Annotated in this window: 18 protein-coding genes; 10 read left to right on the forward strand and 8 right to left on the reverse strand. The window is 72.3% G+C overall.

Annotated features, from left to right (window positions below; translation table 11 throughout):
* Positions 1–88 precede the first annotated feature (88 nt).
* Together ACFYTT_RS08385 and ACFYTT_RS08390 are read left to right on the forward strand one after the other, a co-directional pair.
* On the forward strand, positions 89–1,306 hold the full coding sequence (locus ACFYTT_RS08385; protein ID WP_387258187.1) for a sensor histidine kinase: 1,218 nt from the start codon (positions 89–91) through the stop codon (positions 1,304–1,306).
* A complete protein-coding gene (locus ACFYTT_RS08390) occupies positions 1,303–1,971 on the forward strand; it encodes a response regulator (protein ID WP_387258189.1) in 669 nt (222 codons plus the stop codon). The genes ACFYTT_RS08385 and ACFYTT_RS08390 overlap by 4 nt, the downstream gene beginning before the upstream one ends.
* A 22-nt stretch (positions 1,972–1,993) precedes the next feature.
* Here the strand turns inward: ACFYTT_RS08390 and ACFYTT_RS08395 are convergent, their stop codons facing one another.
* Positions 1,994–2,587: a TetR/AcrR family transcriptional regulator gene (locus ACFYTT_RS08395; protein ID WP_387258191.1), complete on the reverse strand. Its 594-nt coding sequence runs from the start codon at positions 2,585–2,587 to the stop codon at positions 1,994–1,996.
* 88 nt (positions 2,588–2,675) lie between these two features.
* Here ACFYTT_RS08395 and ACFYTT_RS08400 point away from each other — a divergent pair, with 88 nt between their 5' ends.
* Complete coding sequence (locus ACFYTT_RS08400) at positions 2,676–3,698, forward strand: aldo/keto reductase (RefSeq protein WP_387258193.1); 1,023 nt, start codon at positions 2,676–2,678, stop codon at positions 3,696–3,698.
* 46 nt (positions 3,699–3,744) lie between these two features.
* On the opposite strand, the gene ACFYTT_RS08405 is transcribed toward ACFYTT_RS08400, so the two are convergent.
* Positions 3,745–4,395 (reverse strand): TetR/AcrR family transcriptional regulator, encoded by a 651-nt coding sequence (locus ACFYTT_RS08405; RefSeq protein WP_387258195.1) that lies wholly within the window; start codon positions 4,393–4,395, stop codon positions 3,745–3,747.
* Positions 4,396–4,530: 135 nt separating this feature from the next.
* Between ACFYTT_RS08405 and ACFYTT_RS08410 the strand changes: the two genes are divergently transcribed.
* From ACFYTT_RS08410 to ACFYTT_RS08425, 4 genes are all read left to right on the forward strand, one after another.
* Entirely contained in the window at positions 4,531–5,235 is a 705-nt protein-coding gene (locus ACFYTT_RS08410) for a hypothetical protein (protein ID WP_131051347.1), read from the forward strand.
* 204 nt (positions 5,236–5,439) lie between these two features.
* Positions 5,440–5,562 (forward strand): 50S ribosomal protein L36, encoded by a 123-nt coding sequence (locus ACFYTT_RS08415; protein ID WP_131051346.1) that lies wholly within the window; start codon positions 5,440–5,442, stop codon positions 5,560–5,562.
* 60 nt (positions 5,563–5,622) lie between these two features.
* Positions 5,623–5,859: a preprotein translocase YidC gene (locus ACFYTT_RS08420; RefSeq protein ID WP_387258197.1), complete on the forward strand. Its 237-nt coding sequence runs from the start codon at positions 5,623–5,625 to the stop codon at positions 5,857–5,859.
* A 13-nt stretch (positions 5,860–5,872) separates the two neighbouring features.
* Complete coding sequence (locus ACFYTT_RS08425; protein ID WP_387258199.1) at positions 5,873–7,978, forward strand: heavy metal translocating P-type ATPase; 2,106 nt, start codon at positions 5,873–5,875, stop codon at positions 7,976–7,978.
* On the opposite strand, the gene ACFYTT_RS08430 is transcribed toward ACFYTT_RS08425, so the two are convergent.
* From ACFYTT_RS08430 to ACFYTT_RS08445, 4 genes are read right to left on the reverse strand one after another with little or no spacing between them, the layout of a single operon-like run.
* Complete coding sequence (locus tag ACFYTT_RS08430; protein ID WP_387258202.1) at positions 7,957–9,030, reverse strand: ABC transporter ATP-binding protein; 1,074 nt, start codon at positions 9,028–9,030, stop codon at positions 7,957–7,959. The two genes, ACFYTT_RS08425 and ACFYTT_RS08430, sit on opposite strands and share 22 nt — an antisense overlap.
* Positions 9,027–9,827, reverse strand: a complete 801-nt coding sequence (locus ACFYTT_RS08435; protein ID WP_387258204.1) for an ABC transporter permease — start codon at positions 9,825–9,827, stop codon at positions 9,027–9,029. The genes ACFYTT_RS08430 and ACFYTT_RS08435 overlap by 4 nt, the downstream gene beginning before the upstream one ends.
* Positions 9,828–9,842: 15 nt before the next feature.
* Complete coding sequence (gene modA / locus ACFYTT_RS08440) at positions 9,843–10,616, reverse strand: molybdate ABC transporter substrate-binding protein (RefSeq protein ID WP_217705942.1); 774 nt, start codon at positions 10,614–10,616, stop codon at positions 9,843–9,845.
* The gene (locus tag ACFYTT_RS08445; protein WP_387258205.1) at positions 10,613–11,035 is read right to left on the reverse strand and encodes a molybdopterin-binding protein; all 423 of its coding nucleotides are present in this window, start codon (positions 11,033–11,035) and stop codon (positions 10,613–10,615) included. The genes modA and ACFYTT_RS08445 overlap by 4 nt, the downstream gene beginning before the upstream one ends.
* A 192-nt stretch (positions 11,036–11,227) precedes the next feature.
* On the opposite strand from ACFYTT_RS08445, the gene ACFYTT_RS08450 reads away from it, so the two are divergent.
* From ACFYTT_RS08450 to ACFYTT_RS08460, 3 genes are read left to right on the forward strand one after another with little or no spacing between them, the layout of a single operon-like run.
* Positions 11,228–11,818 carry a copper chaperone PCu(A)C gene (locus ACFYTT_RS08450; protein WP_387258208.1) on the forward strand — a complete coding sequence of 197 codons (591 nt, stop codon included), beginning with the start codon at positions 11,228–11,230 and terminating at the stop codon, positions 11,816–11,818.
* Between the two features lie 17 nt (positions 11,819–11,835).
* A complete protein-coding gene (locus ACFYTT_RS08455; protein ID WP_387258656.1) occupies positions 11,836–13,032 on the forward strand; it encodes a Dyp-type peroxidase in 1,197 nt (398 codons plus the stop codon).
* A gap of 17 nt (positions 13,033–13,049) precedes the next feature.
* On the forward strand, positions 13,050–13,670 hold the full coding sequence (locus ACFYTT_RS08460) for a copper resistance protein CopC (protein ID WP_387258210.1): 621 nt from the start codon (positions 13,050–13,052) through the stop codon (positions 13,668–13,670).
* A 7-nt stretch (positions 13,671–13,677) separates the two neighbouring features.
* Here ACFYTT_RS08460 and ACFYTT_RS08465 read toward each other — a convergent pair whose 3' ends face one another.
* Together ACFYTT_RS08465 and ACFYTT_RS08470 are read right to left on the reverse strand one after the other, a co-directional pair.
* Positions 13,678–14,778, reverse strand: coding sequence for an L-dopachrome tautomerase-related protein (locus ACFYTT_RS08465; protein WP_387258212.1), 1,101 nt, complete (start codon positions 14,776–14,778; stop codon positions 13,678–13,680).
* Positions 14,779–15,033: 255 nt separating this feature from the next.
* The gene (locus ACFYTT_RS08470) at positions 15,034–17,013 is read right to left on the reverse strand and encodes an ABC transporter ATP-binding protein (protein ID WP_131055992.1); all 1,980 of its coding nucleotides are present in this window, start codon (positions 17,011–17,013) and stop codon (positions 15,034–15,036) included.
* Positions 17,014–17,076: the final 63 nt, after the last annotated feature.

Below are 17,076 nucleotides of genomic sequence, written 5' to 3' on the forward strand. Positions count from 1 at the left end.
GCCGAAAGAACTACGCCGCCTGCACGCCGGTGTCGTACCGTGGCCTTCCGTGTTGGTTATCTTTCCGGGCCCTCGCAGGTCACAGCGGGTGACGGCGGGTCTGCTCGCCGCCGTGGCGGCGGTCCTCGTCGTCCTCGAAGGGCTGGACGGTCCCACCCTGCCCGCCACGCTCGGCCTGATCGTCAGCGGGCTGCTCGCGGTCGCCGTGGTGCTGCTCGCCGAGGCCCGCCCGATCGCCCTCGCCGTGGCGGCGGCGGTCTCTATCGCGGTCTCGGCCGCCTTCGGGCTCGTGCCGACGCTCCGCCCGGAGCACACCTTCGGCATCGTGGAACTCGCCGTGCTCTCGGTGGCGGTGATCCGCCTGGTCATGCAGCATCCGCTCCGGCGCGCGGCGGGTCCGGCCGCCCTGGCGATCCTCGCGGTCGCCGTGCTGCCGACCCGGGTCCTGCTCCATCCGGTCAACGCGGGAACGATGTCGCAGTACGGCGACGTGCTCGTCGTCGCGCTGACCGCCTGGGTGCTGTTCCTGGCGCTGCTCGGCCTCTATCTGCGCCTGCTGGAGCGCCGCCGGGCCGACCTCGACCGGCTGGCCCGGCAGGCGGAGCGCATGGACCACGCCCGCGACCTGCACGACTACGTCGCCCATCACGTGACCGCGATCGTCGCGCAGACGCGTGCCATCCGATTCGTCACGAGTTCCGGTGCCGCGCCGTCCGCCGAGGATCTGGACGAGTTGCTGGCCGGCGTCGAACAAGCCGGCGGGCAGGCCCTCACCTCGATGCGCAAGCTCGTCGGCATCCTGCGCGACGAGACACCCGCCACCGCGACCGCGCATGCCGGTCTGGACGAGATGCTCACCGAGGTCGTCGGCACCCTGACGCCTGGACATCCCCCGCCGACGGTCTCGGTCGACGAGGCGCTGTCCGACCGGCCGTGGCCCCCGGCCAGCCTCGACGCGGCGCACCATACCGTCCTGGAGGCCCTGACGAACGTGTTGCGCCACACCAGCGGAACGACCCGGATCGACATCCGGGTCCGGGTCCACCCCGATCGACCCGATCACGCCGAGGTGATGGTCGAGAACGACGGCCGTCCGACCGTGTCGCCGCTACCGGCTGGCGGCTTCGGCCTGACCGGCCTCGGCGAACGGGTACGCGCCGCAGGCGGTGACCTCTCGGCCGGGTCGGTCGAGTCAGGCTGGCGGGTCACCGCCGTCCTGCCGATCACCGACCGCCCTGCGACGGGTCGATGGCGATCGGAGCTGCGCCGGGCAGCATCCGGAACAGCCGTGAAGGAGCTCAGATGACGATCCGACTTCTGCTCGCCGACGACCAGGACATGATCCGTACGGCGTTCCGCATGATCCTCACCACCCAGCCGGACATCGAGGTGGTGGCCGAGGCGGCGGACGGCGAGGCCGCCGTGGACCAGGCGCGGCGGCTCCGCCCCGACGTGTGCCTGCTCGACATCCGGATGCCGAGGCTCGACGGCCTCGAAGCGACCCGGCTGCTGGCCGGTCCGGGTGTCCGGGACCCGCTGAACGTCCTCATCGTCACCACCTTCGACCTCGACGAGTACGTGTACCGGGCGCTCCGCAACGGCGCCTGCGGGTTCCTGCTCAAGGACACGTCACCCAACCTGCTGGTGGAGGCGGTACGCGCCGCCGCCGCCGGGACCTCGCTGATCTCCCCGGCGGTGACCGTACGTCTGCTGTCGCACCTGGCACCGCGCCGGGGGGACGAACCCGAGACGCCGGAGGCGCCCCCCACCGAGCCGCTCACCGAACGCGAACTCGCCGTGGTCCGGCTCGTGGCGCACGGGAACACCAACGACGAGATCGCCGGACGGCTCTTCGTGACGTTGTCGACGGTCAAGACGCACCTGGCCAACGTGCAGCGCAAACTCGCCGTTCGCAACCGCGTCGAGATCGCCGCCTGGGCATGGCGCAACGACGTCTGCTCCCCGCTCTGACGAAGGCCCTTTCCCCGTGGTCTCAGCGCTGCACGTCACCGGACCGTAGGCCGTTGACCAGGAGCGCGACCATGCGACGCGCGTAGTCGGGCTCCTCGTCCGGCATAGGCGCGCACAGCTTCGCGACCGCATAGATCAGGTCCTGCGGGCTGACCTCGGCCCGGATCTCGCCGGCCGCCGTCGCGTTGTCGAGCAGGGATTCGAGGGGCGGGCCCAGCTTCTCCATCAGATAGCCGGAGAGGCCGTCGTACGCCGGATTGCCGGAGTGCAACGCCGCGGCGAAGCCTCGTTTGGTCGCGACGAGCGCGGCGAGCCGGTCGAGCCACCTGGCGAGGGCGGCCAGCGGCTCGTGTGCGGCGGCCAGGGCCGGACCCGCCTCGGCGCAGGCGTCGATCTCCCGCTCGATCACCGCTTTGATCAGGTCGGAGCGCTGGGGAAAGTGCCGGTAGAGCGTGCCGACCCCGACGCCGGCCAGATCGGTGATCTCCTTCGCGGGCGCGTCCACCCCGGCGGTGCCGAAGACCGTCTTTGCCGCGTCGAGCAGCGCGTCGACGTTGCGCTGCGCGTCGGTGCGCTTCCGCCGAGGCGCCCGCGCACCGGTCGTGTCCTCCGACACTCGCACCCCCTTGTTAATCCGGAGTAGCTTTCCGTATAGTTCCGGAAAGTCATTCCACTTCATCGCACGATACCGCGAGGAGACGATCATGCACTACCGCTCCCTGGGCCGGACCGGCATCAAGGCCAGTCCGTACGCGCTCGGCGCGCTGATGTTCGCCACCCAGGTCGGCAACCCCGACCCGCAGGACTCGGTCCGGGTGATCCACAAGGCACTCGACGCCGGCGTCAACCTCATCGACACCTCCGACGCGTACGGCGACTCGGAGGAGGTCGTCGGCCGGGCGCTCGTGGGGCGGCGGGACACCGTCGTCCTGGCCACCAAGTTCAGTCGGCCGACGGGCACCGACCCCAACCAGCAGGGCACGTCCCGACGCTGGATCATGACCGCGATCGAGGACTCCCTGCGCCGCCTGCGCACCGACCACATCGACCTGTACCAGGTGCACCGGCTGGACCCGGACACCGACATCGAGGAGACGCTCTCCGCGCTCACCGACCTGATCCGCGCCGGAAAGGTGCGGGCGATCGGATCGTCCAACACCCCGGCCGGTGACATCGTCGAGGCGCAGACGATCGCCGAGCGGCGCGGGTTGGCCCGTTTTCGCACCGAGCAGTCGCCGTACTCGATCCTCAACCGTGGCATCGAGAACGAGGTGCTGCCGACCGCCCAGCGCTACGGGATGGGCACGTTGGTCTGGGGCCCGCTCGGCCAGGGCATGCTCACCGGCCGGGTACGCAAGGGCGAGCAGAACGACCTGCGGCGGGCCCACCTCTTCCGCCACCTCACCGACGTACGCCGGATCGACGTCGTCGAACGGCTCGTCCCGCTCGCCGAGGAGATCGGCGTGCCGCTGACCCACCTCGCCATGGCCTTCGCCATCGCGCACCCGGGCGTGACCAGCGCGCTGCTGGGTGCCCGCACCCTGGACCAGCTCGACGGCCTGCTCGACGGCGTCGACGTCGCGCTCTCCGACGACGTCCTCGACCGGATCGACGAGATCGTCCCGCCCGGCACCGACGTCACCCGACTCGACCAGGCATACGTGCCGCCGGCCCTGACCGAACCCGCCCTACGCCGCCGCCCGGTCGACGAGCGCCGCGTCGCGTGAGCCGGGCAGGGCGCGCGTCGCGCAAGCCGGGCAGGGCGGACGGAGATCAACGCGCGCCGTAGGCGCGGATGAAGGCGCGTACGCCGTCGATCATGGTCTTTCTGACCCGGTCGGGATCGACGCGGGCCGGGTCGGGCTGCTGGTTGTAGGCCAACAGGACGGTCAGCGCGAAGAGGTGCTCGGTGGCCAGACGCGGGTCGTCGGTCTCCAGCAGGCCGGCCTCGGCGAAGCCGGCGACGTACTCCGCCATCAACTCCTCGGCCATGTCGGTCGACACGTCGTCGCTGGCGGTGGGAGTACGCAGGCGCTCCTGAGCGGCGAGGGCGAAGGCGGCGGCGTAGTCGGCGGACCCGACCATCGTCGTGCCGAAGTCGACGAGCAGTGCGGTCAGGGCCTCTTCGAGTCGGGCGACCGAAGTGATCGGCACCTCGGCGGAGAGGTGCTCGTCGAAGGCGTGATGGGCGGAGGCCAGCAGCGAGTCGGAGGCGTCCGCGAGGATGGCCAGGAAGAGACGCCGCTTGTCGCCGAAGTAGTCATAGACGGTGGCCTTGGAGACCTTTGCCTCGGCCGCGACGGCGTCCATGCTCACCCGGTCGACGCCCTGCCGGACGAACAGCTCGCGCGCCGCCGCGAGGACCGCCTTCCGTTTGGCCGCCGCCCTCTCCCGCACCGGCTTCTCGGCCTGACCTGCGTCCACTGACCTCGCTCCTCGTCATCGGTGTGTCCGCCCAAGTGAACTATACCGTTCAGTCTTGCCCTACTGAACTGAACCGTTTAGTTTTTATCGAGCGTCGGTCCGACGCCACCACTCGACAGAGAGCACGAGAGAGCCATGCCCACAGCACCAGCCGTCCTGGGAGCCATCGCCGAAGCGCTGCTCGGGCGTACCGGCCGCGTCGAAGGCGTCACCGAGCCCTTTCCCGGCTTTCTCGACGTGCGCCTGCGTGCCGACCCACCACCTGGTGGCTGGCACCCCACCCAGGAACTCCAGTTCCGCGTCACCCCCACGCGCAGCCGCCGGTACAACATCCGCACCGTCGACCCGGACCATGCCGACCGCATCGGTCTCCTCGTCGCCACCCGCGCCAACGGACCGGGCACCACCTGGGCGAAGAATCTCCGCGCAGGCGCCGAGACCACGATCCTGGCGGGCCGGCACATACCCTTGCGGCTGCCCGGCACCCGGCGGCTCCACCTCGGTGACAGCTCCGCCCTCGGCACGATCGACGCCCACACCCACGACCGCACCGGCCACCTCGTGGCCGTCGAGGTCCCGCCGGCCGCCGTCGCGGCACTCGCACAGCGATGGCCCCACCACCACTTCGTCCCCGCCGGCCCGCTGCCGGGCGACGCGATGGAGCACTGGCTGGAGAGGGCGATCGACGCCGGCACTCTCGACGGCATCGACGGCGCCCTGCTGCTCGGCCATGCGCAGTCCCTGCAACGGCACCGCACACACCTGCTTCGGCGCCAGGTACTGACGCGGAGGGCCATCGTCACGAAGCCGTACTGGGCGACCGGCAAAGAAGGTCTGTGACCCGATCACCCTGGCCGAAGATCGCGCGGCCCGCGCCGAAAGCGGCCAGGGCCGCCGCGAGACGGACCCCGGCCGCATCGAATCCTGCGGCCGGTCGCGGCCCTGCCGGGCCCGCATACCGCGTGTGGTGTCCGCAGGTACGGGTAGACGGGTCGCACGGCACGCGGCACCGCGTGCGGTCACCCGCTGGGGACGGGAGGGGCGATGAAGGTCAGGAGTTCGTTGCGGTCGTTGACGCGGAAGATGAACTCGATCGTGGTCCGCCGTCGGGGCAAGGTCGTCGTGGTCAACAAGAAGGACCCGCGCCAGAAGGCCCGACAGGGCTGACATTCCCCGCCACCGGAAAAGCGACGTCGCGGTGCAGTCACCGCACGACAGGAGGCGACCGTGAGCTTCAGAGCGCGGGACGGCGAGCAGCCGGTCGATCCGGACCACGCCGAGGACGAAGCCGGTCAGGTGCCACTGGTCCAGGTCGAGGCGGATACCGAGGTGCCCGCGCCGGCCGACACCGACGTACGGCCGGACCTGGTCACCGAGGACAACGGGTCGGGGATGACGGGCGGTTCCTCGGGCAGCAGTGGCGGCGGTTCCAGCATGCCGGGGCACCCCGACGCCTCCCACTGACGCGAGCCGTCGGATGCCTCAGCACGGCCGTCACCACGACGGCGGGCACGACACGCACGCCGGGCACGATCCGGAGGCGTTCCGCCGGAAGTTCTGGCTGAGCCTCGCGCTGACCGTGCCCGTCGTGTTCACCAGCCCCATGGTGATGGACTGGTTCGGCTACCGGCTGGACTTCCCCGGCGTCGACCTGGTGGGACCGGTCCTCGGCACGGTGGTCTTCGGCTACGGCGGCTGGCCCTTCCTCCAGGGCGCGGTCCGCGAGGTCCGTGACCGCGCCCCCGGAATGATGCTGCTGATCGCCATGGCGATCACGGTCGCGTACGTGGCGTCGCTGGCCACCGCGTTCGGCGCGTTCGACCTGGACTTCTGGTGGGAACTGGCCGCGCTGGTCACCATCATGCTGCTCGGGCACTGGCAGGAGATGAAGGCGATCGGCCAGGCCCGTGGCGCCCTGTCGGCGCTTGCCGCGTTGCTGCCCGACGACGCGGAACGCCTCGACCCGCACGGCCGACCGCAGGCGGTCTCCGTGGCCGACCTGCGCGTCGGTGATCTGGTCCTGGTCCGGCCGGGCGGTCGGGTGCCGGCGGACGGGCAGGTCGTCGACGGCGCGGCCGAGATGGACGAGTCCATGATCACCGGGGAGTCCCGGCCGGTGTCCCGCTCGTCCGGCGACCGGGTGGTGGCGGGCACGGTTGCCACCGACGCGGCCCTGCGGGTACGGGTCGACGCGGTCGGCGACGACACCGCACTGGCCGGCATCCAACGACTGGTGGCGCAGGCCCAGCAGTCCGGCGGACGGGCGCAGGTGCTGGCGGACCGCTTCGCCGCCTGGCTGTTCTTCGTCGCCACCGCCACCGCCCTGGTCACCCTGCTGGTGTGGACGGTGCTCGGCAACCTGGACCAGGCGGTCGTGCGTACGGTGACGGTGCTGGTCATCGCCTGCCCGCACGCGCTCGGCCTGGCCATCCCGCTGGTGGTCGCCCTCTCCACGGCGGTCGCCGCGAAGGGTGGCATCCTGGTCAAGGACCGGTTGGCGCTGGAGCGGATGCGCACGGTGGACACCGTGCTGTTCGACAAGACCGGCACGCTGACCCGGGGCGAACACGTGGTCACCGACGTCGCCGTCACGAGCGGGTACCCCGCAGCGGACGGGGCCGGTGACGGCGCGCGGGACGTACTCGCCATCGCGGCGGCGGTGGAGGCGGACAGCGAGCATCCCCTGGCCCGGGCCATCGTGGCCGCCGCCGACCGGCAGGCGGACCGGCGGACGGCGACCGGATTCCGGTCGCTGCCCGGCCGGGGCGTCCGCGCCGAGGTGGACGGCGTCGCCTACGCGGTCGGCGGACCGGCGCTGCTGCGGGAGTTCGGCGTGAGCGTGCCCGAGAACCTCGCCCGACGGCAGCGGGAGTGGTCCAAGCGCGGCGCGGCGGTGCTGCACCTCCTGCGGGTGCAGGACGACGGGGAACGGGTGGTGGGTGCGCTCGCCCTGGAGGACGAGGTACGCCCGGAGGCTCGGCAGGCTGTCGCCGACCTGCGCGCTGAGGGCATCCGCAAGATCGTGATGATCACCGGTGATGCCCGTCCGGTGGCCGAGGCGGTCGCCGCCGATCTCGGGTTCCGCCCCGGAGAGGACGAGGTCTTCGCCGAGGTGCTGCCGGCGGAGAAGGACGACACGGTGGCGGACCTGCACCGGCGCGGGCTGCGGGTGGCGATGGTCGGTGACGGGGTGAACGACGCTCCGGCGCTGGCCCGCGCCACCGTGGGCATCGCGATCGGCGCGGGTACCGACGTGGCGATCGAGTCCGCCGGGGTGGTGCTCGCCTCCTCCGACCCGCGCGGCGTGACCGGGGTGATCCGGCTGTCCCGTGCCGCGTACCGGAAGATGGTCCAGAACCTGGTCTGGGCCGCCGGTTACAACGTGGTCGCGCTGCCGCTGGCCGCCGGGGTGCTGGCCGGGGTCGGAGTGGCGCTGAGCCCGGCGGTCGCGGCGGTGCTGATGTCCGCCTCGACCATCGTGGTCGCCCTCAACGCCCAACTGCTGCGCCGGGTCCGGCTCCGGCCGCAGGACCAGACCGGTGCGCGGCTCCGGCCGCAGGATCAGACCGGCCCGGCCGGGTAGGCGCGGGCCTCGGCGGCCTTGACCGCAGCCCAGACCGGTTGGCCCGGGGTGAGCGCGAGTTGCGCGGCGGCGGCCGGCGTGACGTCGGCCGCGACCTCGATCGGGCCGCTGAGCTGGATACGCAGGTTGTCGCCGTGCCGCTGGACGCCGGTGATGGTGGCCGGCCAGGTGTTGCGCGGGCTGCCGTCGGGCTGCCGGGGGTGCAGCGCCACCGCGGACGGCGGGAACGCCACGAACACGTCGCCGTCCTGCCGGTCCCCGGCGGTCAGCCGGAACCCGTCGGCGAGCCGGACCTGATGCCCGTTGGCCTGCCCCCGATACAGGTTGAGGCCGACCAGGCGGGCCACGTAGTCGGTGCGCGGCTGCGCGGTGATGGTGGCCGCGCTGCCCTCCTGTACGACCTCGCCCTGCTCGACGATGACCAGCCGGTCGGCGAGCACCAGCGCGTCGAGCGGGTCGTGCGTCACCAGCAGGGTGGCACCGGTGTGCGCGGCGAGGTGCCGCTGCAACTGGGCCCGGGTGTCGAGCCGGGTCCCGGCGTCGAGCGCGGCCAGCGGCTCGTCGAGCAGCAGCAGCGCCGGTGCCACCGCCAGCGCCCGGGCGAGGGCGACCCGCTGGGCCTGCCCGCCGGAGAGCTGCCGGGGCTTGTGCCCGGCGTGTGCGGTCAACCCCATCCGGGCCAGCCAGTCGGCGGCCCGGCTGCGGGCCTCCCGACGGTTGAGGCCTTGCCGACGCGGGCCGAACGCGACGTTGTCGACGGCGCTGAGGTGCGGAAAGAGCAGGTAGTCCTGGAAGACCACGCCGATGGAGCGGCGCTCGGGCGGGGTCCAGATCCGCCGCTCGGGATGGTCGAGGTCGCGGCCGTCCAGGGTGAGATGCCCGGCCGAGAGCGGAAGCAGCCCGGCGAGCGTACGCAGGGCCGTGGTCTTGCCGGCCCCGTTGGGCCCGAGCAGCGCGACCACCTCGCCGGGGCCGATGGTCAGCGGCAGGTCCAGCCGGAAGTCGCCGCGCGCCACCGTCAGGTGGGCGTCGAGCAGCGGCGAGGCGGTCATGGCGAGCTGATCCACCGGTCGCGGAGACAGGCCAGGATCACCACGGAGACGGTGAGCAGGATGAGACTGAGCACGATCGCGGCCTCCAGGTCGGTCTCCAGCGCCAGATAGACGGCCAACGGCATGGTCTGCGTCCGGCCGGGATAGTTGCCGGCGAACGTGATGGTGGCCCCGAACTCGCCGAGCGCGCGGGCCCAGCAGAGCACCGCCCCCGCCGCGATACCGGGTGCCACCAGCGGCAGTGTGACGTGGGTGAAGGTGGTCCACCGGCCCGCGCCGAGGGTCGCGGCGGCCTCCTCGTACCGGGTGTCCGCGCCCCGCAACGCCCCCTCCACCGCGATGATCAGGAAGGGCATGGCCACGAACGCCTCGGCGAGCACCACCGCCGTGGTGGTGAACGGCACCGTGATGCCGAACGTGCTGTCCAACCAGGAACCGACCAGCCCTCGCCGGCCGAACACCAGCAGCAGCGCCACGCCGCCGACCACCGGAGGCAGCACCAGCGGCACCGTGATGAGGGCGCGCACCACCCGGCGGCCGGGGAACGACACCCGGGCCAGCAACCAGGCCAGCGGGATGCCGAGGACCAGGCAGAGCAGGGTGGCCAGCGAGGCGGTCTGCACCGACAGCCGCAACGCGGTCAGCACGCCCGGTTCGGTGAGCCGCTGCGGCAGCGTGCTCCACGGTGTCCGGACCAGCAGCCCGACCAACGGCAGCACCAGGAAGCCCATCCCGAGCGTCGCGGGCACCAGCAGGGCGATCGGTATCCGCCCGGTGCGGCGGGTACGTGTGGGCACGGCGCGGGTCACGGGCTACGGCGCCTGGAATCCGGCCTCGGTGAGCACGGCCTGCCCGGTGTCGGAGCGGACGTACTCCACGAAGGCCCGCGCGGTCGTCGTGTTCCGCGCCTCCTTGAGCACCAGGATCGGATAGCCGTTGATCGCCTCCGCCGACTCGGGGAACTCCACGCCGTCCACGTCTGCGGCAGCGGCCCGCGCGTCGGTCCGATAGACCAGCGCGGCGTCCACCTCGCCCAGGCGCACCTTGGAGAGCGCGGCCTTCACGTCCTGCTCCAGGGTGACCGGGGTGAGCGCCACCCCGGCCGCGTCCAGCACCATCCGTGCCGCCGCCCCGCACGGCACCTGCTCGGCGCAGAGGGCCACCTTCGCGCCGGGCCTGGTCAGGTCACTCAGCCCGGTCACCCGGTCGGGGTTGCCCTCGGGTACGGCGATGACGAGCTGATTGCGTACGAAGGTGACCGGCTCGCCGTCGCCGTTGCCCGCCTCGGTGACGGTGGCCATCGGGGCGGGGGCGGCGGAGGCGAACACGTCGGCGGGTGCGCCCTGGTTGATCTGCGTGGCCAGCGCGGAGCTGCCGGCGAAACTGAACGTCACCTTCACGCCCTGGTGGGCCGCTTCGAAGTCCCGCCCGATCCGGGTGAACGACTCGGTCAGTGACGCGGCGGCGAAGACGGTCAGCTCACCGCCGATCCCGGTGCCGCCGGTCGTCGGGTCGGCGGGGTCCTCGGCGCATCCGCCGAGCAGTGCGAGTGCGGTGACGGCGGCCAGCAGACGTACTGCTCTCACGCGTGGGCCCTTCCTCTGCTGCCGGTCACGGCAGGCTTCTCCACCACGACGGTGGTCGACTTGATCACTGCTTCCGCCACCGAGCCGACCTCCAGGCCGAGGTGGTCGACCGCTTCCCGGCTCATCAGCGAGACCAGCCGGAACGGCCCGGCCTGGATGTCGACCTGGGCCATCACCGCGTCCTTGACCACAGCGGTGACGATGCCGCGCAGCCGGTTCCGCGCCGAGGACTCGTCGGTCCGCCCGCCGGGCTCGGCGGCCTGGGCGCGGACGAACGCGGCCAGGCCGACGCCGTCGATCACCCGGTGGCCGTGCTCGTCACGGTCGGCGGTGAGCCGACCGGCGTCCACCCACCGACGCATGGTGTCGACGCTGACCCCGAGCAACTCGGCCGCCTCACCCATCCGGAACATCGTCACGGACGGATCGTAACGGCCGCAGGTGCGGCTCGACAGGCCCGATCACGGTCGCATTCACGATGACCTTTGCCCGATACCGGCCGAACCTGCCGCGCCCGGGGAACGACCGTGATCCGGGTTACCTGGCGGCCCGGAACTTCCGAGGCGTCGGGGCCGACCAAGCTCACGAGATCGCTCATCGAGGGGAAGCCCATGCCCAGCACCGCGTCCCGCCGGCTCGTCCGCCCGGCACTCCTGCTCACCGGCGTCGTCCTGGCCGCCGCCGTCGTGGGCTGCGGCTCGTCCGACGACACCTCCACCGCCGCCCCCGGCCCGTCGGCCACCCCGGCCGCCGCCGCGTCGAGCGAGGCCGCCGGCGTGCTGGGCGTACGCGACCCGTGGGTCAAGGCCGCCGACGACGGCATGACCGCCGCCTTCGCCACACTGGTCAACGACGGCACCACCGACGTCACCCTGACCGGCGCCAGCACCGAGGTCTCCCCGATGGAGGTGCACGAGATGGCCATGCGGGACGGCAAGATGGTCATGCAGGCCAAGGAGGGAGGCGTGGTGATCAAGGCCGGTGGCGAGCACAAACTGGAGCCCGGCGGCGACCACCTGATGCTGATGAACCTCGCCACGCCGGTCAAGGCCGGTGACGAGCTGACCATCACGCTCACCTTCGCCGACGGCCGGACCCAGTCGTTCACCGCCGTCGCCAAGCCGTTCACCGGCGCGCAGGAGAGCTACGCCCCGGGCCACGGCGAACCGATGCCGCACACCAGCCCCAGCCCCGCGTCGTGACCCCGACCCGTCGGCCGGTGAGCCGACGCGGCCTGCTCACCGGCGGCGCCCTGGCCGCCGGGGGCACGCTGGCCGGCGCCGCTGCGGTCGCCGCCGGCCGCAACGACCCGCCACCGGTACGCCCCGAGCCGGTCGCGGTCACCGTCGGCGCGGCGGTCGAGCCGTTCCACGGCGCACACCAGTCCGGGATCACCACCGAGCCCCAGGCGCACGCGGCGTTCGTCGCCTTCACCCTGCGTCCCGGCACCGACCGGGCCGCCCTCGGCCGGATGCTACGGCTGCTCTCCGACGACGCCGCCCGGCTCACCCAGGGCCGGCCGGCGCTGGCCGACACCGAGCCCGAACTCGGGATGCTTCCCGCCCGGCTCACCGTGACCTTCGGCTTCGGCCCGGGTCTCTTCACCGCCGCAGGCCTCGACGACCGCCGCCCGCCCTCGGTCGCCGACCTGCCCGCGTTCCGCATCGACCGGCTGCAACCGCGCTGGTCCGGCGGGGACCTGCTGGTGCAGGTCTGCGCCGACGACCCGATCACCGTCGCGCACGCCCAGCGGGTGCTGGTCAAGGACAGCCGCCCGTTCGCCACCGTCCGCTGGGTCCAGCAGGGTTTCCGGCGGGCCGCCGGTGCCGAGCCGGGCCGGACCCAACGCAACCTGTTCGGTCAGCTCGACGGCACCGCCAACCCGAAGCCGGGCGCGCCGGTGGAGACTGCGGTCTGGGTGCCGGACGGCCCGGACTGGCTGCGGCACGGCACCACGCTCGTGGTGCGGCGCATCAGGATGGACCTGGAGACCTGGGACCTGCTCGGCCGCGTCGACCGGGAAATGGCCGTCGGCCGGCGACTGAACGACGGTGCCCCGCTGACCGGCGCGGACGAGCACGACGAGCCGGACTTCGCCGCCCTCGGCCCGGACGGGCTGACCGTGATGCCGGACTTCTCCCACGTCACCCGCGCACACGTCACCGACGACCGGTTCCGGATCCTCCGCCGCCCCTACAACTACGATGGAACACCGGCCGCCGACGGCACCGCCGACAGCGGACTGATCTTCGCCTCCTACCAGGCCGACATCGACCGCCAGTTCCTGCCCATCCAGCGGCGGCTCGCCGAGCGGGACCTGCTCAACGAGTGGGTCACCCCGATCGGTTCCGCCGTCTTCGCCGTCCCGCCGGGGTGCCCGGAGGACGGCTGGATCGGCCGGCAACTGCTCGACTGACGAGGAGAATCACCCGCATGTCCACCCGCCTCCGCCACCGGGTCACCGCCGCGCTGGCCGCCTCGCTGCTGGCCGCCACGGCGCTGCTGGCCACGCCCGCCTCCCCCGCGTACGCGCACAACGTGCTGACCAAGGCCACCCCGGCGCAGGACGCCGAGGTCAAGAAGGCGCCGTCCAAGGTCACCCTGCAGTTCCTCCAGCGGCTGAACCCGGACTACACCACGATCACGCTCAGTGACGCGGACAAGGAGAAGGTGGCCACCAGCGAGCCGGAGGTGGACGGCACCAAGGGCACGGTCACCATCGACGAGCCGCTGGTCAACGGCGTCTACACGGTGGCGTACCGGATCGTCTCCGCCGACGGGCACCCGGTGCAGGGGTCGTACACGTTCACCGTGGCCGACCCGACCGCCACCGCCGAGCCGACCCCCAGCCCGACCCCGAGCCCCACGCCCAGCCCGGAGCCGACCGAGACCACCCCGTCGGCCGAGCCGACCGTCTCCACCAGTCCCGCCGCGAGCGGTGCCGACGACGACTCGACCCCGGTGGGGCTGTTGGTCGGCGCCGGGGTGCTGGTCATCCTGGCGGTCGGAGCGGCGGTGTTCCTGCTGCGCCGCCGTCGCACCGCCGGGCAGTGAGCCCGGCTCAGCGCAAGAGCACCGGCCCGGCGTCGATCCGGGTCCGGAACAACGCGTACGGCTTGCGGCGCAGGTCCTCGCCCCGGTGGTACACGGCCTGCCGGTGGAGTTGGTTGGCGGTCACGTAGAGATACCCGTCGACGGCCACCGACATGCTGTCCGGCCAGAGCAGGCGGGGATCGTGCACCACCGTCTCGTAGTCGCCGTCCCTGCGGCGGCGGAGCACCGCGTTGTGCTCGTACGACGTCAGGTAGATCCGCCCGGCGTCGTCGCTCTCCAGGCCGTCCGACCCGGTGCCCTTGTCGCCCTCGTGCCGGACGGTGGCGGCCACCTCGTCCTCGCCGAGCGAGACGTCCACGAGGGCATCGGTGGACACGCTGTACCACTGGCGTGAGGCGAGCGCGCAGTAGTGGAGCCGGGTCCCGTCGGCGGAGATGGCGATGCCGTCCGAGCCGACGGTGACCGGTTTCGGTGGCCCCTGCGCCGGCCGCTCCAGGAACGGGCGGCCCTCCACCACCGGCCGGAAGCGGGACAGCGGCTCCGGTTTCGTGGACGGGTGCTCGTGCAGCCGCCGCCACGAGGCGCCGGTGTCGAGGTCCACGATGATGATCCCGTTCGCCCCGGCGACCGCCGAGTCGGTGACGTACGCGATCCCGGCGGCCCCGCGCCGCAGGTCGAACCGTACGTCGTTGAGGTAGGTGGTGGGCAGCGCCACGTCCGGCGGGAAAGTGATCACCTGGGCGACGGTGTCGGTGGTCAGGTCGACGCGGACGAGTTTGGGGCCGCCGGGCCGGGTGGGCTGGAACATCGGGCTGCCGGTGTCGAGCACCCAGAGCCGGTCGGCCGGGTCGACCACGATGCTCTGCACCGAGACGAACGCCCCCACGTCGTCGTCGCCGCCCGGCTGGTTCCACTCCGGATCCGGGTACGGCACCTCGGCACCGTCGCGCAGCTCGACCACCGTGGCGGGGACCTCGTCGCCCCACCGGGGGAAGGTGACGAAGATCCGGCCGGTGTGCGAGACGCTCACCCCGGTCGGCATCGGCCCGGTGAAGGTGTGGACGAGTTCCAGTTCGCCGACGGGCTCGCCCGGCACCGGTTGACTCATGCCCCGCTCCTGACTGTCGGTGCCGCTTCCCGTTCCCACCGCCGTCCGCGACAAACGCCGCGTCAGGCAAACGGACTTATAACCCATTAGGGTTTTTAGTCCTTAGATCGGCAGCCGAGCCGGGCACCGGCAGGTTTCCGGTGGTGACCGCCCGGGTGACCAACACCGACGGTCGGGCGCTGGCCATGACCGGCAGCCTGCGCCCTTCCGCGTTCACGGAGGGACGAAAATGACTGAACCAGACATTCGGAAAGATCAGGACTCGGTGCTGCCCGGGGCCGACGTGGCCGGCGGTCGCGGGCCCGGCAGCCGGTCGACCGGACCGTACCCGGCCGCCTGAAGGGTGAACAGGTCGGCGTAACGGCCGGCGGCGGCCATCAGTTCGTCGTGGGTGCCGGCCTCGACCAGGCGACCGTGGTGCAGCACGAAGATCCGGTCGGCGTGCCGGACGTTGGCCAGCCGGTGCGTGATGAGGATCGTGGTCGCCCGCCCCTGCCGGTCGCGGATCGCCTGGAACAGTGCGTCCTCCGCCCTCGGGTCGAGCGCCGAGGAGGGCTCGTCCATCACCAGCAACTCCGCATCGCGCAGGAAACCACGGGCGGCGGTGATCCGCTGCCACTGACCGCCGGAGAGGTCCTGCCCGTTGGCGAAGGTCCGGTCGAGCAGCGTCTCGTACCCGTACGGCAACTCGCGGATCATCTCGTCCGCGACCGCACGAGCCGCCGCCGCCTCGATCCGGTCCTGCCGGACCTCGCCCTCGATGTCGCCGATGGCGATGTTCGTGGCGGCGGTGAACGGCCACTTGTGATACTCCTGCGTGACCACGGCGATCCGACCGCGCAGGCCGTCCCGGTCCCACTCGGTCAGCGCCCGCCCGTTCCACCGGATCGTCCCCTCGGTGGGGGTACGCAGGGAGGCGATCAACGCGGCGAGAGTGCTCTTGCCGGAACCGTTCTCCCCGACGAACGCCACGGTCTGCCCCGCCCGGACGGTCAGCGTCACCCCGTCGACGGCCAGGTCGTCCCGCTCCGGGTAGCGCAGGCTCACCCCGTCGACGGTCAACTCCCGCAACCGCTCCGGCGGCACGGCGTCCACCGCCTCCGGCAGGTACCCGGCGGCCCGCGTCATGAAGCCGGTGTAGTCGCGGAAGTGCTGACCCTCGGTGTAGACCCGGTCCATCTGGAAGGTCACCACGGAGAGCGAACGCTGCGCCGCCTGCACCGCGATCACACACGTCGCCGCGGCGGCGAGCGGGATCTGCCCGTCGATGAGCAAGAGGCCGAGCAGGACGTAGACCAGACCGGTGGCGACACCGCCGACGAGCGACCCCACCGTGGTGGTCGTGGTGACCCGGCGGGCCAACGCGAGCTGGATGTCGGTCTCCACCCCCATCACCCGGTCGTGCTGGTCGAGCAGGAACCGGCGCAGCCCGTACGAGCGCAGCTCCGGTGCCGAGTCCCGTTCGGCCATCAGCCGGTGCAGCAACCACATCCGCCGCCGCCGCACCGAGCCGGCGATGTAGGTCCGGTAGTGCAGGTGTCCGGCGCGCAGCGACGCCCAGGCGTTCGGCACCGTCGCGACCAGCAACGCCAGCAGCAACAACGGGTGGACCACCACCACGGCCACGGCCACCGCCACCACGCCGACGAACCCGGCGAGCAGGTTCATCGAGGCCGGCACCAGACTGACCGCCGAGTCGGTGCCCCTCGACGCCCGTTCCATGTCGTCGGCGAACGCGTCCGCGTCGAACGCCTCCAACCGGACCGCCGTGGTCACCTCGAACAGGCCCCGCTCCACCTCCCGGCTCACCCGGGGCGTCAGCCCGTTCAACGCGTACCCGGTGGCGATCGCCATGCCGGACCGCACTGCGGTCGCCGCCGCCAGCACCGCGAGCGCCGGCAGCGCCGCCACCACCTTGTCCCCGGTCGGCCCACCGGCGAACAGCTCCACCAGCACCCGCTGCGTCGCCAGCAGCCCGAACGCCGACATCACCCCCGCGCCGACCGTCGCCACGGCCACCACCGAGGTACGCAGCCGGTCCGCCCGCCAACTGATCCGCAGCGCCGCCCAGACCAGCTTGGGAAGTTCGGCGAAGACGGCGAACAGGCCGGCCTCCGTCCGGGCCCGCATCCCGGTCTCCCACCACATCGTCCGCAGCTCGGGCAGCACCGACTCGGTGGGCACCGGCGTGGAGCGCGGAGGGCGGACACGACGTCGGGTCGGGGTGACGGCCATGGGCGTACCTCCTGGGCGGTGACGGCGCGGCGCCCCGTCGCGCGCCGGACGAGGACCACCGAC

Source organism: Micromonospora sp. NPDC003816, assembly GCF_042874705.1.
In the GTDB taxonomy this organism is placed as follows: domain Bacteria; phylum Actinomycetota; class Actinomycetes; order Mycobacteriales; family Micromonosporaceae; genus Micromonospora.

Excerpts from the sequence above, each read along its gene's own strand:
- ACFYTT_RS08390 (WP_387258189.1), top strand. The coding sequence starts at position 1,303 with ATGACGATCCGACTTCTGCTCGCCGACGACCAGGACATGATCCGTACG.
- ACFYTT_RS08400 (WP_387258193.1), top strand. The coding sequence starts at position 2,676 with ATGCACTACCGCTCCCTGGGCCGGACCGGCATCAAGGCCAGTCCGTAC.
- ACFYTT_RS08410 (WP_131051347.1), top strand. The coding sequence starts at position 4,531 with ATGCCCACAGCACCAGCCGTCCTGGGAGCCATCGCCGAAGCGCTGCTC.
- ACFYTT_RS08415 (WP_131051346.1), top strand. The coding sequence starts at position 5,440 with ATGAAGGTCAGGAGTTCGTTGCGGTCGTTGACGCGGAAGATGAACTCG.
- ACFYTT_RS08425 (WP_387258199.1), top strand. The coding sequence starts at position 5,873 with ATGCCTCAGCACGGCCGTCACCACGACGGCGGGCACGACACGCACGCC.
- ACFYTT_RS08430 (WP_387258202.1), bottom strand. The coding sequence starts at position 9,030 with ATGACCGCCTCGCCGCTGCTCGACGCCCACCTGACGGTGGCGCGCGGC.
- ACFYTT_RS08450 (WP_387258208.1), top strand. The coding sequence starts at position 11,228 with ATGCCCAGCACCGCGTCCCGCCGGCTCGTCCGCCCGGCACTCCTGCTC.
- ACFYTT_RS08460 (WP_387258210.1), top strand. The coding sequence starts at position 13,050 with ATGTCCACCCGCCTCCGCCACCGGGTCACCGCCGCGCTGGCCGCCTCG.
- ACFYTT_RS08465 (WP_387258212.1), bottom strand. The coding sequence starts at position 14,778 with ATGAGTCAACCGGTGCCGGGCGAGCCCGTCGGCGAACTGGAACTCGTC.
- ACFYTT_RS08470 (WP_131055992.1), bottom strand. The coding sequence starts at position 17,013 with ATGGCCGTCACCCCGACCCGACGTCGTGTCCGCCCTCCGCGCTCCACG.